General features: G+C 39.8%; 13 protein-coding genes. 10 read left to right on the forward strand and 3 right to left on the reverse strand.

Annotated elements, in window-relative coordinates:
- The first annotated feature begins 36 nt into the window (after positions 1–36).
- The 7 genes from DUT71_RS18730 (at position 37) to DUT71_RS18760 (ending at position 5,564) form a co-directional block, all read left to right on the forward strand.
- On the forward strand, positions 37–465 hold the full coding sequence (locus DUT71_RS18730) for an aspartyl protease family protein (protein WP_240186988.1): 429 nt from the start codon (positions 37–39) through the stop codon (positions 463–465).
- A gap of 76 nt (positions 466–541) precedes the next feature.
- Positions 542–1,204: a peptidoglycan recognition protein family protein gene (locus DUT71_RS18735; RefSeq protein WP_113664076.1), complete on the forward strand. Its 663-nt coding sequence runs from the start codon at positions 542–544 to the stop codon at positions 1,202–1,204.
- A 62-nt stretch (positions 1,205–1,266) separates the two neighbouring features.
- Complete coding sequence (locus DUT71_RS18740; protein WP_113664077.1) at positions 1,267–1,800, forward strand: SRPBCC family protein; 534 nt, start codon at positions 1,267–1,269, stop codon at positions 1,798–1,800.
- A 168-nt stretch (positions 1,801–1,968) separates the two neighbouring features.
- Positions 1,969–2,646: a response regulator transcription factor gene (locus DUT71_RS18745; RefSeq protein ID WP_113664078.1), complete on the forward strand. Its 678-nt coding sequence runs from the start codon at positions 1,969–1,971 to the stop codon at positions 2,644–2,646.
- The gene (locus tag DUT71_RS18750) at positions 2,646–4,007 is read left to right on the forward strand and encodes a sensor histidine kinase (RefSeq protein ID WP_113664079.1); all 1,362 of its coding nucleotides are present in this window, start codon (positions 2,646–2,648) and stop codon (positions 4,005–4,007) included. Before DUT71_RS18745 ends, DUT71_RS18750 begins: the two co-directional genes overlap by 1 nt.
- Before the next feature lie 97 nt (positions 4,008–4,104).
- Positions 4,105–4,605 (forward strand): hypothetical protein, encoded by a 501-nt coding sequence (locus DUT71_RS18755; protein WP_113664080.1) that lies wholly within the window; start codon positions 4,105–4,107, stop codon positions 4,603–4,605.
- Positions 4,606–4,637: 32 nt separating this feature from the next.
- On the forward strand, positions 4,638–5,564 hold the full coding sequence (locus DUT71_RS18760) for a bestrophin family protein (protein WP_113664081.1): 927 nt from the start codon (positions 4,638–4,640) through the stop codon (positions 5,562–5,564).
- Between the two features lie 75 nt (positions 5,565–5,639).
- On the opposite strand, the gene DUT71_RS18765 is transcribed toward DUT71_RS18760, so the two are convergent.
- From DUT71_RS18765 to gyrB, 3 genes are all read right to left on the reverse strand, one after another.
- Positions 5,640–6,323, reverse strand: a complete 684-nt coding sequence (locus DUT71_RS18765; RefSeq protein ID WP_113664082.1) for a hypothetical protein — start codon at positions 6,321–6,323, stop codon at positions 5,640–5,642.
- Positions 6,324–6,354: 31 nt separating this feature from the next.
- Complete coding sequence (locus DUT71_RS18770; RefSeq protein ID WP_113664083.1) at positions 6,355–6,693, reverse strand: PadR family transcriptional regulator; 339 nt, start codon at positions 6,691–6,693, stop codon at positions 6,355–6,357.
- Positions 6,694–6,816: 123 nt separating this feature from the next.
- Positions 6,817–8,775, reverse strand: coding sequence for a DNA topoisomerase (ATP-hydrolyzing) subunit B (gyrB, locus tag DUT71_RS18775; protein ID WP_113664084.1), 1,959 nt, complete (start codon positions 8,773–8,775; stop codon positions 6,817–6,819).
- A 235-nt stretch (positions 8,776–9,010) separates the two neighbouring features.
- Between gyrB and DUT71_RS18785 the strand changes: the two genes are divergently transcribed.
- The 3 genes from DUT71_RS18785 (at position 9,011) to DUT71_RS18795 (ending at position 12,753) form a co-directional block, all read left to right on the forward strand.
- Positions 9,011–9,613 carry an OmpH family outer membrane protein gene (locus DUT71_RS18785; protein WP_113664086.1) on the forward strand — a complete coding sequence of 201 codons (603 nt, stop codon included), beginning with the start codon at positions 9,011–9,013 and terminating at the stop codon, positions 9,611–9,613.
- Positions 9,614–10,133: 520 nt separating this feature from the next.
- A complete protein-coding gene (locus DUT71_RS18790) occupies positions 10,134–10,862 on the forward strand; it encodes an EcsC family protein (protein WP_113664087.1) in 729 nt (242 codons plus the stop codon).
- 265 nt (positions 10,863–11,127) lie between these two features.
- Positions 11,128–12,753, forward strand: coding sequence for an ABC-F family ATP-binding cassette domain-containing protein (locus DUT71_RS18795; RefSeq protein ID WP_113664113.1), 1,626 nt, complete (start codon positions 11,128–11,130; stop codon positions 12,751–12,753).
- Positions 12,754–12,845: the final 92 nt, after the last annotated feature.

The following is a 12,845-nucleotide window of genomic DNA, read 5'->3' on the forward strand; positions in this document are numbered from 1 at the left end:
AAAGCTTAATGACCTAGATTTCTTAATGGTAAAAATATGATGAAGACAATTTCAGTTCCTTTAATTTTAGTGAACTTACAAGACAACGGTTTCCACATTTTAGTGGAAATTGTTGTTTTTGGAGAGAAACAATTTGCAGTGGTTGATACTGGTGCTTCACGTTCAGTTTTTGATAAAGGCCTTGTCGAAAAACACATATCGCATTTACAAGAAAACCAAGAGCAGCAAGCGGCAACCATTTTTAGCAGCACCACCACTTTGGTAGGCACCATACCGCTACTGCAAATAGGAAAGTTAAAATTACCCGACTATGAAACGGTAGCTATTGACCTGCAAAGTGTTTCAGACACCTATATTCAAATGGGACAACCTTCTATTGCTGGCATCATTGGCGGGGATATCTTAATGCAATTTAAATGCAAAATTGATTACCAGAAAAGGATATTGCGATTTTACAAAGACTGAAGAACAATCTAAAACCAAGAGTAATCGAGAAAAACATGATCACCTTCATCGCTTAATGGCTTAATACAAATTGACTATGCAAAAAATATTCATGTTCCTGATGCTGAATTTTATTGCTCTGCCAGGGTTCACCCAAGAAATAAAAATTATAGACAAACCCATTACGTACGATTCCGTACGGGTTAGGCTTTCCATTGAATATTTGAAAGAAAGGCATGGCATTATCCAAAATACCCACACAATACAGCCTAAAATGATTGTATTGCACTGGACTGCGGCAAAAACTTTTTCCTCTACTTTCAATGCTTTTAATACTTCAAAGCTACCCAATGGCGACAGAAAGGACATTGCCGTGGTAAGCAGTTTAAATACTTCATCGCAGTATTTGATTGATCGGGATGGCACCATTTACCGGCTCATGCCCGACAATTATTTTGCACGCCACGTAATTGGTTTGAACTACTGTGCCATTGGGATAGAAAATGTAGGCAGCGCCGATTTTCCGTTGACCGATGCCCAGCTAAAAGCAAATGAAGAACTGGTCAGATATCTTTCCAAAAAATATAAGATCGAATATTTGATTGGGCACTATGAGTACATAAAATTTAAGGGTACCTCCTTGTGGAAAGAAACCAACCCCAAATATCAGACAGTTAAAAATGACCCAGGGACCAACTTTATGCAAAAGATTAGAAATCGTGTTAAAGATTTAAACTTAAAAGGGGTACCTGCACAGTAAAAAACTGGCGGTGAATTGATTATAAAATTCCTTAACTTTAAGTAATCAAACAAAATAAAGACATGAAATTTTTAAAAATCTTTTTGGCGATAGTCATCGTATTAATTGCCATCTTTTTCGTTGGGGGCACGTTACTTCCCAAAACCTACTCCGTACACAGATCAATTGATATTGCGGCCAAGGACAGCGTGGTATATAAAAACATTGCGGATTTTAACAACTTCCTACAATGGAATGCATGGTCTAAAATGGACAGCACTACAAAATACAATGTAACCGGAACGCCTGAGCAGGTGGGGCATCAATACCATTGGGCGGGCAAAAAAATGGGCGAAGGCGAAATGAAAATCACTGCGGTAAAACCTTTGGAGCAAATTAAAATGGATCTAAAATTTATTAAGCCTTTTGAGAGCTTAGCTAACGTTGCATTTGACTTGGCAAAGGAAGGAGATGGCACCAAAGTCACGTGGACCATGAGCGGTGAGCATAACATCATCAGCAAATGGATGTGTGTTTTCAACAGCATGGATTCCATGATTGGTAAAGATTTTGAAGAAGGACTGAAAGCCCTAAAGGAAAAATCAGAGCAGAAATAAATTTATTTCATTTAAAATATTGGGCCCTGCCATTTTACGGCAGGGCTTTTTTTTGGTGGTAGCGCCAAACTTTTTACTCCAATTACTGTTGGTTAATGAACGGTAAAATTTCTGCCGATTTTCAAATAATATTTTTTTATCTGCTTTTTTTTAAACTATTTGCCCCTGATGAATTTATTGCTAGTTGAAGATGAACCCAATGTAGTATCAGTAGTGGTACGCGGTTTGGCCGCCGAAGGATTTAAGGTAAGCGTAGCCCCTGATGGGCACACGGGCGAAAAAATGGCTTTGGGAAACCATTTCGACCTCATCATCCTCGACATTATGCTGCCAGGCATTAATGGGCTAGAGCTTTGTAAAATCATCAAAAAAGAAAAACCTAATGTGCCCATTATCATGCTTACGGCATTGGGCAGCACTGAAAATGTAGTAGCGGGTTTAGACAATGGTGCCGATGATTATTTGATCAAACCGTTTAAGTTTGCCGAACTTTTTGCCCGCATCAGGATGTTGCTCCGCAGGTACAGCGGTTCTGTTAACCCCGATCAAATCATCAGCATCAGCGATTTGCAGATTAACCTTACCGCAAAAAACGTTAAGCGTGGCGAAAATGAAATTACACTTACCGCAACGGAGTACAGATTGCTTGAATTTTTAGCGAAAAACAAATCGAAAATCCTTTCCAGAATTGATATTTTAGAAAATGTTTGGGATATAGATTTTAACCTAGGCACCAACGTAGTGGATGTTTATGTGAATTATCTCCGCAAAAAAATAGATAAAAATAGCGACCAAAAATTAATACATACCGCCGTTGGATTGGGTTATGTACTGAAAGAAGCCTAATGCATATAGCCAAAAAAATAACTCTACTATTTGCCATTCTATCGGCCGTTATCATTTCCCTGTTAAGTGGCTTTGTTTGGTACTTTTCCAATGAATTTGCCTTTGAAGACTTTTACAAACGTTTAGAGGCCAGGGTAAACATCGCCGCCCAAATTAAATTGGTAGAAGATGAAAACAACGAAGCATATTCCAAAATGCGCAGGCAGTATCTGGAGCATCTGCCTTCTGAAAAAGAATACGTAATTAAAGCAGATACCAATACTCACCCAAACATCAATACCGACGATGCGCTACCTAAAAGCTTTTATGACCGGATTAAGGATGGGAAAATGGCCCGTTACCGTAAGGAAAACCATTTTTATGCCGGCAAGTATTTTGACATCAACCAACAAGGCTATATTGTAATTATTGCCGCAAGCGATCCTTTTGGCTTCCGCGAGCTAAGAGATCTGCAAAAAATCCTGATTGCCGGTTTTTTTCTTTCCATTATACTTTCTTTTATTGTAGGCTGGAAATTTTCCAACTACACCCTTGATCCGCTCCGGAATATCATCAAGAGCATGAAAAAGATCAAGGCCGAAAACCTGCACCTACGCCTTGACGTGAAAAGTTACGGTGGCGACGAAATGTCGGAACTGGCGCAAACCTTTAACAATATGCTTAACAGGCTGGAAACTGCTTTCGAGACACAAAACAATTTCATCAGCAATGCATCTCATGAATTGAGGACTCCGCTAACCATCATTAGTGGCGAAGTGGAATTGGCCATGGATGCGGAAATGGGATCCAAAGAACATCTGCAAGCACTGAACAAAATCAAAAGCGAAGCAGACAGACTGGAACATATTTTGACCAGCCTACTGGGCTTGGCACAATCTGGGTTTAATGGAAAGGTGCAGCCCCGTGAGGAGGTTAGGATTGATGAACTACTTTGGGAAATTAAAGACGCCGTTTACCAGGTACATCCCGAAAGCAAGATAGAACTTGATTTGAGCAAACTACCGGAAGATGAAGCGGCCGTTACCTTAAAGGCCAACAAAAACCTGTTGAAATTGGCCATTACCAATATTGTAAGCAATGCCTGCAAATATTCTGATTTTAAGCCCGTGAGCGTAAAACTGGAAAGCAACAACAACTTATTGTCCATTGCCGTAGTTGACCAAGGCATTGGCATCCCCCAGGATGATATCCAACATATTTTCGAGCCGTTTTTTAGGGCTTCCAACACCAGTAACTTTAAAGGTTATGGTGTAGGCCTCCCCCTATCCCTAAATATCATCAGGTTACACCGAGGCAGTATTGGCATTAAAACACAGGAGGGTTTGGGAACCGAAATTAAAGTAATGCTGCCCATTAATTAAAATTCTAATCTCATTCTAATCTCGCTCTTAAACGGCTATAATTTCTCTGCCCTAATATTGTGTCAAATATTTATTTGATCATTTAACAATAAGGGTTATGAAAAGAGTATTAGTTCCAACAGATTTCAATGTAGAAAGTACTAAAATAATTGACGCCATTGCATTGCACCAAGGCTTAGAAGAAGTAACCGTGATCTTTTTGCATGCTTTCAAACTATCTGATTCTATTACAGATATGCTTATGCTAAGCAGAAGAAGCCGTGATTATGAACATATCAGCGATGATTTTAACCAGAAAATTGATTTCTATACCACAAAATATGAGAACAAAATCAAAGGGATTGGCATAGAATTTTTTTACGGAAGCACCGCCGCTGCCTTCAGGAACCTTATCGAGGGTTTACAAATAGACCTGGTGGTATATGCCCAAAACCACCATTTCGCTCCAATAAACAAATACAGTATTGATCCTAAGTATCTTACCGCACGCTGCGGCTGCCAAGTACTTGAACTGGATACTGAAGTAATTGCCAAAGAACAGGAACTTTTCGAAACTAAAATGCAGCCTATAAAAACGGCCAAAACGATTAGTGCCTAGTTTTAAATTATCAACATTAAAAACCCAATATCATGCTGTTACGAAAAAACATACCAATCACCTACATATTTGGGAAAATTAAGCAAGAACTACTTTTCGTGGTACTATATTCAGTAGGCGTAGTAGTACTTTACCAAAATTTTCACGTTACACGTATCTCTATTCCAATTGCTGTTCCGGCATTGCTGGGCACCATTATATCGTTGCTATTGGCCTTTAGGTCTAACCAAGCGTATGATCGTTGGTGGGAAGCCAGAATTTTGTGGGGCGCCATTGTAAACGACTCCAGATCACTTGCAAGACAAATCATGTCATTTGTAGACAGTCCCTACGCTTTGGAGGAAACGGATGCGTTTAAAGACAGGTTCATTAAACGACAAATTGCCTGGTGCTATGCCCTGAGCCAGTCATTAAGAGGCTATAGCTCCTCCAAAGGACTGGAAAGATACCTGACCAGCGAGGAATACGCTTACATTAAAAGACAGAACAATGTTACCATGGCATTACTAGAACTTCACGCCATGGATCTGAAAAAAGCTTTACAGGAAGGTTGGATCAACAAATACCAACAAATTGAAATAGATAAGACGCTTAATGCACTATGTAACCACATGGGTGGATGTGAACGGATCAAGAAAACAATTTTTCCGGTAACCTATAGCAAATACATCCACATGTCTATCTTTTTATTTATCATGATGTTGCCTTTTGGATTGATCGAATATTTTGGCCTGATGGAGATTCCTGTAGTGATTTCCATTTCAGTATTCTTCTTACTGGTAGAAAAAATGGCGGTGCATTTGCAGGATCCGTTTGAGAACAAACCTACGGATACCCCTACTACAACGATTTGCAGGACCATAGAAAAAGACCTCTGTCAGATGCTAGACGACCATAAGCTTTTCGAGGACAAAGCCCATGTAGATATGGCGCCCGTAGGGTCATATTACATCTTATAAAAGTTTTCTTAGTTTTTGTTTTTTATCAAATCAGAAAGCCCTCCGAAGCGTAATGCTGGAGGGCTTATTTTTTTATTAGCTATATAAAAGCTTCAATTTATCAGCTATGGCTTTACTCTCTAAAACACCGTCTTTTTCCGTTTTTAGTGCAGCGATATAGTACACAGCGAAAAGAACAGTCAAAATAGATACAATTAGATAACCTTTATTTAAGCCAAACAACAGACCGCTTGATGGCTTGACAATGGCCTGAAAAACCATCATTAAGAATAAACCAAAATATCCAGCATACGTGCCAGAGATCTTATAAACCATGTATCTTTTATAAGCTAACGGCTTAAAACCTCTATATGCCTGTATGGCGAAAAATATAATGAAGGCTAAAAAAAATACCGCAAAGAAATTATCTTTATTGGATATTAAATTTTGCAATTGATATATTCCAAAAGCCGACAAAAAGACAGCCCATATATATTTAATACCAAAAAATGAGGAAAAATGCTGTAAAAAGAGCTTCCAGTATTTTTTATTCAAGCCTTTTACAATTGATTTTTCAATTTTAGTAAAGCCAGCCTTTCCAAAAGATACTCGTGTTTGATTTACGGCATCCTGAAATGCCAAATTGGGATCTTCCGTCATCTTTTCTTCTACTGCAGAAGCAATGTGATCCAAAATCTCCATTTGAACATCAATGTATTTAAATCCAATCTCATCAAGATAGACTCTTATTTTCTCTAATTGTATTTTGCTTAGGTTCATATTAGGCGGTTAATATTTTCATTTTAGGGTATCATGTTGTAGGTTTTAGGTTCAATAACAATTGCAATTGGGCAATAAAATCTTTGGCCTCTTGTAATTTGTTAACCATTTCCTTATTCCCGCTTCTCGATAAGGAATAGTATTTTCTGAGCCTGTTGTCAACTACTTCGGTAGTAGTTTCCAAAAAGCCCTCCGCTTCAAGTTTATGTAGCGCAGGATATAAAGCACCTTCTTTCAACATTAGCTCACCTTTGGTAATCTGCTTTACTTTCTGGGTGATTTCATAGCCATACATCCTATCATTTTCAGACAATAGTTTTAGCACTATAGTTTGAAGCGTACCCTTGAACAATTCATTATTTGTCGACATATACAAATATATAACTTTTTATATACATAAGAAAATTATGTATATAAAAATTAAATAAAAAAAGCCTTCTCTACACAAGATAGAGAAGGCTTTAATTTTATATTTGGGTCTTAAAAAGAGAGACTAAGCGTCAATTTTTGCGTATTTAGCATTACGCTCAATGAACTCTCTACGTGGTGCAACCTCATCACCCATCAACATGGAGAAGGTATGGTCACATTCCGCAGCATTTTCAATGGTGGCCTGCATTAGGGTCCGACGGGCAGGATCCAAGGTGGTTTCCCACAACTGCTCTGCGTTCATCTCTCCCAAACCTTTATAACGTTGTACATGTACACTATCTTCTTTGCCTGCACCTTTTAAACGTTGGATGGCAGCATCACGCTGTGCATCATTCCAAGCGTATTCAAAGTCTTTTCCTTTTTTCACCTGGTACAGTGGTGGCGCAGCAATGTAAACATAACCAGCCTCAATTAGCGGCTTCATATAACGGAAGAAAAAGGTCAGGATCAACGTCGTAATGTGCGAACCGTCAATATCGGCATCGGTCATGATTACGATTTTGTGATAACGCAGTTTAGCAAGGTTTAAAGCTTTATCATCCTCCTCGGTACCAATACTTACACCTAAAGCCGTAAACATATTTTTGATCTCATCATTTTCGTAGATCTTATGTTCCATTGCTTTCTCTACGTTTAAGATTTTACCCTTTAACGGAAGGATAGCTTGGTAGTTCCGATCACGACCTTGTTTAGCGGTACCGCCCGCCGAGTCACCCTCAACCAGGAAGATCTCACATTTTTCTGGATCACTATCCGAGCAATCGGCTAGTTTACCGGGCAAACCCGAACCACCCATTACGCTCTTACGTTGCACCATTTCACGAGCCTTGCGAGCTGCTGCCCTAGCCGTGGCCGCCAAAATAACCTTGTTAACAATCATTTTAGCTTCCTTCGGATTTTCCTCAAGGTAAATACCCAAGGCCTCTCCCACCGCCTGATCCACGGACCCCATTACCTCAGAGTTGCCTAACTTGGTCTTGGTCTGTCCCTCAAACTGTGGTTCCGCTACCTTAACCGATACTACCGCCGTTAAACCTTCCCTAAAGTCGTCGCCGGTAATCTCAAATTTTACGTTTTTCAACAAGCCCGATTTCTCCGCATAAGCTTTTAACGTACGGGTTAAACCACGACGGAAACCCGCAATGTGCGTACCACCTTCGTGGGTGTTAATGTTGTTTACGTAAGAGTGAACGTTTTCCGAGTAGCTGTCATTGTATTGCATGGCCAGCTCTACCGGAATACCCGCTTTAATTCCCTCTACATAAATAGGTTCAGGGATCAATGATGGCCTGGTGCCGTCCAAAAACTGAACAAACTCTTTTAAGCCACCTTCCGACCTGAAAGTTTCCGACAAGAAAGTGCCGTCGTCGTTCTTCTCACGCTCATCAGTTAAAGTTAAGCTGATGCCTTTATTCAAGAAAGCTAACTCGCGTAAACGACCAGCCAAAGTATCATACTTATACTCTGTAGTTTGCGTAAAAATCTCAGCATCTGGCTGGAAGGTTTGGATGGTTCCTGTCTTATCAGAAGTGCCAATTTCCTTTACATCAAACAAAGGCTTACCTCTTTCATATTCCTGCGTAAAGATTTTGCCTTCGCGGTGCACAACTGTTTTTACATGGGTTGACAGGGCATTAACGCAACTTACGCCCACACCATGTAAACCACCAGAAACTTTATAGGTATCCTTATCAAATTTACCCCCGGCGTGCAATACGGTCATTACAATTTCAAGGGCCGATTTGCCTTCCTTTTTATTGATCCCCGTTGGGATACCACGTCCATTATCTTCTACGGTAATCGAATTACCTTCATGTATGGTTACAAATATGTCTGTACAATAGCCTGCAAGCGCCTCATCAATAGAGTTATCTACAACTTCATAAACCAAGTGGTGCAAACCTTTAACCCCGGTATCACCGATATACATGGAAGGACGCTTACGAACAGCTTCTAAACCTTCTAAAACCTGTATATTATCGGCCGAATAATTTGAGTTTGGATCTTTTTCTTCGCTCATATTTTATGTTCAAATTTAAGAATCAAAAATACGCATTTTTTATGGATTTCAGGGCATTGTGGATAACTATTCAAGTGTTAAAATCGTCCAAAAAGTGTCACAATCTCATGATCTTAAAAAAGCATTTTAAACCAGGCAACAAACCACATTTCAGCGAACTAAATTGTTTAATAGCCACCTACTTTTAGGATGTTCGGATTTGATTTTTATATTTGCTAAAATTTAGAAGGACAGAATGAAACTAAACACAGTAAAATTTAGCGGACTAGCTACCGCAGTTGCCATCGTTTCTGTGATGAGCGCTTGTGGAAACAAAGAAACAAAAACTGAAGGCACTGCTACCAAAACCACGGTAAGTGTAGATGCCAACAAGGATAAAATTGTATTTGTAGATTCAGATTCTTTATTGAACCAATACGAATACTTTAAAGTATTGAAAACCAAAATGGAAGCCAAGGGAAAAGCTGCCGATGCCGATCTTAAGGCAAAAGGGCAAGCCTTCCAACGTGATATGCAACAATATCAATCGCAAGCAAACAGCATGACTGCCGAGCAAAGAGCCGCCACAGAGGAAAGATTGGGCCGTAAACAACAAGAGTTGCAGGCTTATCAGCAAAATGCCGGTGCTGCTTTCCAAAACGAGCAAGCAAAAGAGCAAGAGGCACTTTACAACAAAGTAGCGGATTATCTTAAAACCTACGCCAAAGAGAAAGGCTATAAAATGGTGCTGAAATACCAAAAAGGTATGGGCGACATTCTTTTCGCTGATGAAAGTTTGGATGTAACTAGAGAGGTCATTAAAGGCTTAAATGAAGCTTATAACAAAGAGAAAAAATAATCTTTGATGATAAAATATTAAAAAGTCTCGCAATTGCGGGACTTTTTTTTGCAAAATCTTTTAAAAATCTATAAATTAAGTTCTACCTATGGAACCACGTCAAAAATTATTTTGGGAGATCAAGTCTCTCCTACTAAATGCGTTTGCTAACCGTATAGAAACCAACGACAGCGATGGATCATTCATTGCCATAAAAGATTCTTTTTTTGGATGGCTAGCGATCCCGATAGCTTATTGGTTGGCTTCGATCGTTACCATGTAAGTTACAGCAACAGTGATATTGAAAAAGACCCAAACCAAGTCTATGAGCTTATTTTTAAACTATTAACCAATAGGATAAGGGTAACCAAACTAGAAAAGAAATAGAATTTGTACCAAAAATAATCGAAAAAGCTACCCTGCAGAATTATAAAGATAAACATACCTAGTTTTCATTTTATTCAATAGCTTAGCTAATACCATTAACTTTCTGTAACATCTTTTAACTTTTGCACCTCTAACTCGTTGTAAATCCTACAACATGGACCAATACCAACAGCAAATAGTCCTGGAACTTCAGTTTTGGAAGTTGGAAGTGATGAAAAAGCCTTCGCTAGTGGACAATATTGCTACTAAGGTGCAGGAAAAAATTAACAGCTATATCCCGCAAAAGGCACATAATGCGGTTACCGCCGTCATTAAACAAATGGTAAAAGCGGTATTGTTCGGTTCGGAAATTACCAGCTCCAAGTTGCCACCTCAAGAAATGAGCCTCCTGCACAGGGAAGCCCTAGTGAAAGCCAAAATAGACAGCTACTGCAAAACCGGAGCGGCAGAGGGCGGCATTACCGGTGCCGGTGGCTTTTTAATGAGCATGGCCGATTTTCCGGTATTGATTGCCATCAAAATTAAGCTGCTTTATGAAATAGCAGCAATTTACGGCTACAATGCCGGCGATTTTAGAGAGCGGCTATATGTTCTACATATTTTTCAATTGGCATTTTCTAGCAAAAAGGGGAGCCAACAAGTGTTGGCACAAATGGAAAACTGGGATCAAAAGCTTTTCTTATTGCCCGAGAACGGCGACCAGTTTGACTGGCAAACTTTCCAGCAGGAATACCGCGACTATATTGACTTAGCTAAACTGGCACAGTTACTCCCGGTGGTAGGTGCCGCCGTTGGGGCGGTTGCCAATTACCAGCTCATTAAAAAATTGGGGAAAACCGCAATGATGAGCTACAGGATGCGGGAGCTCCAAAAACGAGAATGAGCTCATTGGATGGCCTGAAAATTTAGTATCGAACTTGGCTTTTTGAACGAAGTTGGTGCAAAAACTTTGTTAATTAAACCCGATTGAAGTGAAAATCCTTTTTTTGATGGCCGTCATTCAACGGCTGCCAAAAAAAGATTGCAACGAAAAGCGGGGCTGCCATTACCAAGAACCACGGCATGAACTTTTGCTAAAAACACCTTTAACCTTAAACCTTTCAGCTTCCACCTTTTTTAACTACCTTTGCGGCTTATTTTTCAGCAACATGATTTCAGTTTCAAACCTATCGTTACGTTACGGAAAACGTACACTATTTGAGGACGTTAACCTAAAGTTTACCCATGGCAACTGCTATGGTGTAATTGGCGCAAATGGCGCAGGTAAATCTACCTTCATGAAGATTTTATCTGGCGATGTACAGCAAACTAGTGGCTCGGTAGCCTTTACCCCAGGCGAGCGCATGGCGGTACTTAAGCAAAACCATTACGAATTTGACGAGTTTCCAGTGATTGAAACGGTTATGATGGGTCACAAGCAGCTGTACGACATCATGAAGGAAAAAGATGCCATCTATATGAAGGAAGATTTTAGTGAGAAAGATGGCGAACGTGCTGGCGAATTGGAAAATCTTTTCGCTGAAATGGATGGCTGGAACATGGAAAGCAATGCTGCTACCCTGTTGAGCAACCTCGGGATCAAGGAAGAATTTCACCACAAGTTATTGAAAGAATTGGATGGTAACCAAAAAGTACGCGTGTTATTGGCACAGGCTTTATTTGGCAATCCTGATATTTTATTACTGGATGAACCTACCAACGATTTGGACATTGACACCATTGCTTGGTTGGAAAATTTCTTGGCCGATTACCAGAACATTGTATTGGTAGTAAGCCACGACAGGCACTTTTTAGATGCGGTTTGTACGCACATTGTGGATATCGATTTTGGCAAAATGAACATCTATACCGGCAACTATAGCTTCTGGTACGAAAGTAGCCAGTTGGCCTTGAAACAACGTGCCGACCAAAACAAGAAACTAGAGGATAAAGTAAAGGAATTGCAGGAATTTATCCGCAGGTTTAGCGCCAATGCTTCTAAATCCAAGCAGGCCACTTCTAGGAAAAAAGCTTTGGACAAGATTGATATTTCAGAGATCAAGGCTTCTAGCCGCAAGTATCCGGCCATTATGTTTAACAACAATGGCGCCCGTGAAGCTGGCGATCAAATTTTACAGGTAGAAAAATTAAGCAAGACGGTTAACGGTGAAGTAATGTTCAAAGACATTACCTTTATGGTTAATAAAGGTGATAAAATTGCAATTCTTTCGCAGAATAGCTTGGCTACCGCAGCTTTTTATAATATACTGAATGGCAATGACAAAGACTATACTGGCGAGTTTAAATTTGGCGTAACCATTAGTATTGCGGATATTCCCAATGACAATACCGAGTTTTTTGCCAACAAAGATGAAAATTTGGTGGATTGGCTACGTGAGTACTCTGGAACCGACGCCGACGAGCAATTTGTACGCAGTTTTTTGGGACGTATGTTGTTTTCGGGAGAAGAGGTACTGAAAAATGTGAAGGTACTTTCTGGAGGGGAAAAAATGCGCTGCATGTTCTCTAGAATGATGTTGCAACAAGCAAACTTTCTATTGTTTGATGAACCTACCAATCACTTGGATTTGGAATCGATTACGGCTTTAAACAACGGCATGAAAGATTTTAAGGGCACCATGTTGTTTACCTCACGAGATCATGCCTTAACCGAGTCGGTAGCTAATCGTATTATTGAAATTACCCCAAATGGAATTATTGATAAATTGATGACTTACGACGAGTACATCAACAATGATGACGTGGCCAGGTTGAGAGCAGAAATGTATAAATAATTTAAGGCCATTGCCCCGAAAAGCTTCGGGTTGGATTGCTATTATTGCAGAAAGCGCCCCGGGAAATAATTTCCCGGGGCGCTTTCATGATT

The sequence above is a fragment of the Pedobacter nanyangensis genome, from assembly GCF_003313505.1.
GTDB lineage: Bacteria > Bacteroidota > Bacteroidia > Sphingobacteriales > Sphingobacteriaceae > Pedobacter > Pedobacter nanyangensis.

What these genes read in the sequence shown, in the direction of transcription:
- DUT71_RS18730 (WP_240186988.1), top strand. Translation starts at nt 37, where the DNA reads ATGATGAAGACAATTTCAGTTCCTTTAATTTTAGTGAACTTACAAGAC.
- DUT71_RS18735 (WP_113664076.1), top strand. Translation starts at nt 542, where the DNA reads ATGCAAAAAATATTCATGTTCCTGATGCTGAATTTTATTGCTCTGCCA.
- DUT71_RS18740 (WP_113664077.1), top strand. Translation starts at nt 1,267, where the DNA reads ATGAAATTTTTAAAAATCTTTTTGGCGATAGTCATCGTATTAATTGCC.
- DUT71_RS18745 (WP_113664078.1), top strand. Translation starts at nt 1,969, where the DNA reads ATGAATTTATTGCTAGTTGAAGATGAACCCAATGTAGTATCAGTAGTG.
- DUT71_RS18750 (WP_113664079.1), top strand. Translation starts at nt 2,646, where the DNA reads ATGCATATAGCCAAAAAAATAACTCTACTATTTGCCATTCTATCGGCC.
- DUT71_RS18755 (WP_113664080.1), top strand. Translation starts at nt 4,105, where the DNA reads ATGAAAAGAGTATTAGTTCCAACAGATTTCAATGTAGAAAGTACTAAA.
- DUT71_RS18760 (WP_113664081.1), top strand. Translation starts at nt 4,638, where the DNA reads ATGCTGTTACGAAAAAACATACCAATCACCTACATATTTGGGAAAATT.
- DUT71_RS18765 (WP_113664082.1), bottom strand. Translation starts at nt 6,323, where the DNA reads ATGAACCTAAGCAAAATACAATTAGAGAAAATAAGAGTCTATCTTGAT.
- DUT71_RS18770 (WP_113664083.1), bottom strand. Translation starts at nt 6,693, where the DNA reads ATGTCGACAAATAATGAATTGTTCAAGGGTACGCTTCAAACTATAGTG.
- gyrB (WP_113664084.1), bottom strand. Translation starts at nt 8,775, where the DNA reads ATGAGCGAAGAAAAAGATCCAAACTCAAATTATTCGGCCGATAATATA.
- DUT71_RS18785 (WP_113664086.1), top strand. Translation starts at nt 9,011, where the DNA reads ATGAAACTAAACACAGTAAAATTTAGCGGACTAGCTACCGCAGTTGCC.
- DUT71_RS18790 (WP_113664087.1), top strand. Translation starts at nt 10,134, where the DNA reads ATGGACCAATACCAACAGCAAATAGTCCTGGAACTTCAGTTTTGGAAG.
- DUT71_RS18795 (WP_113664113.1), top strand. Translation starts at nt 11,128, where the DNA reads ATGATTTCAGTTTCAAACCTATCGTTACGTTACGGAAAACGTACACTA.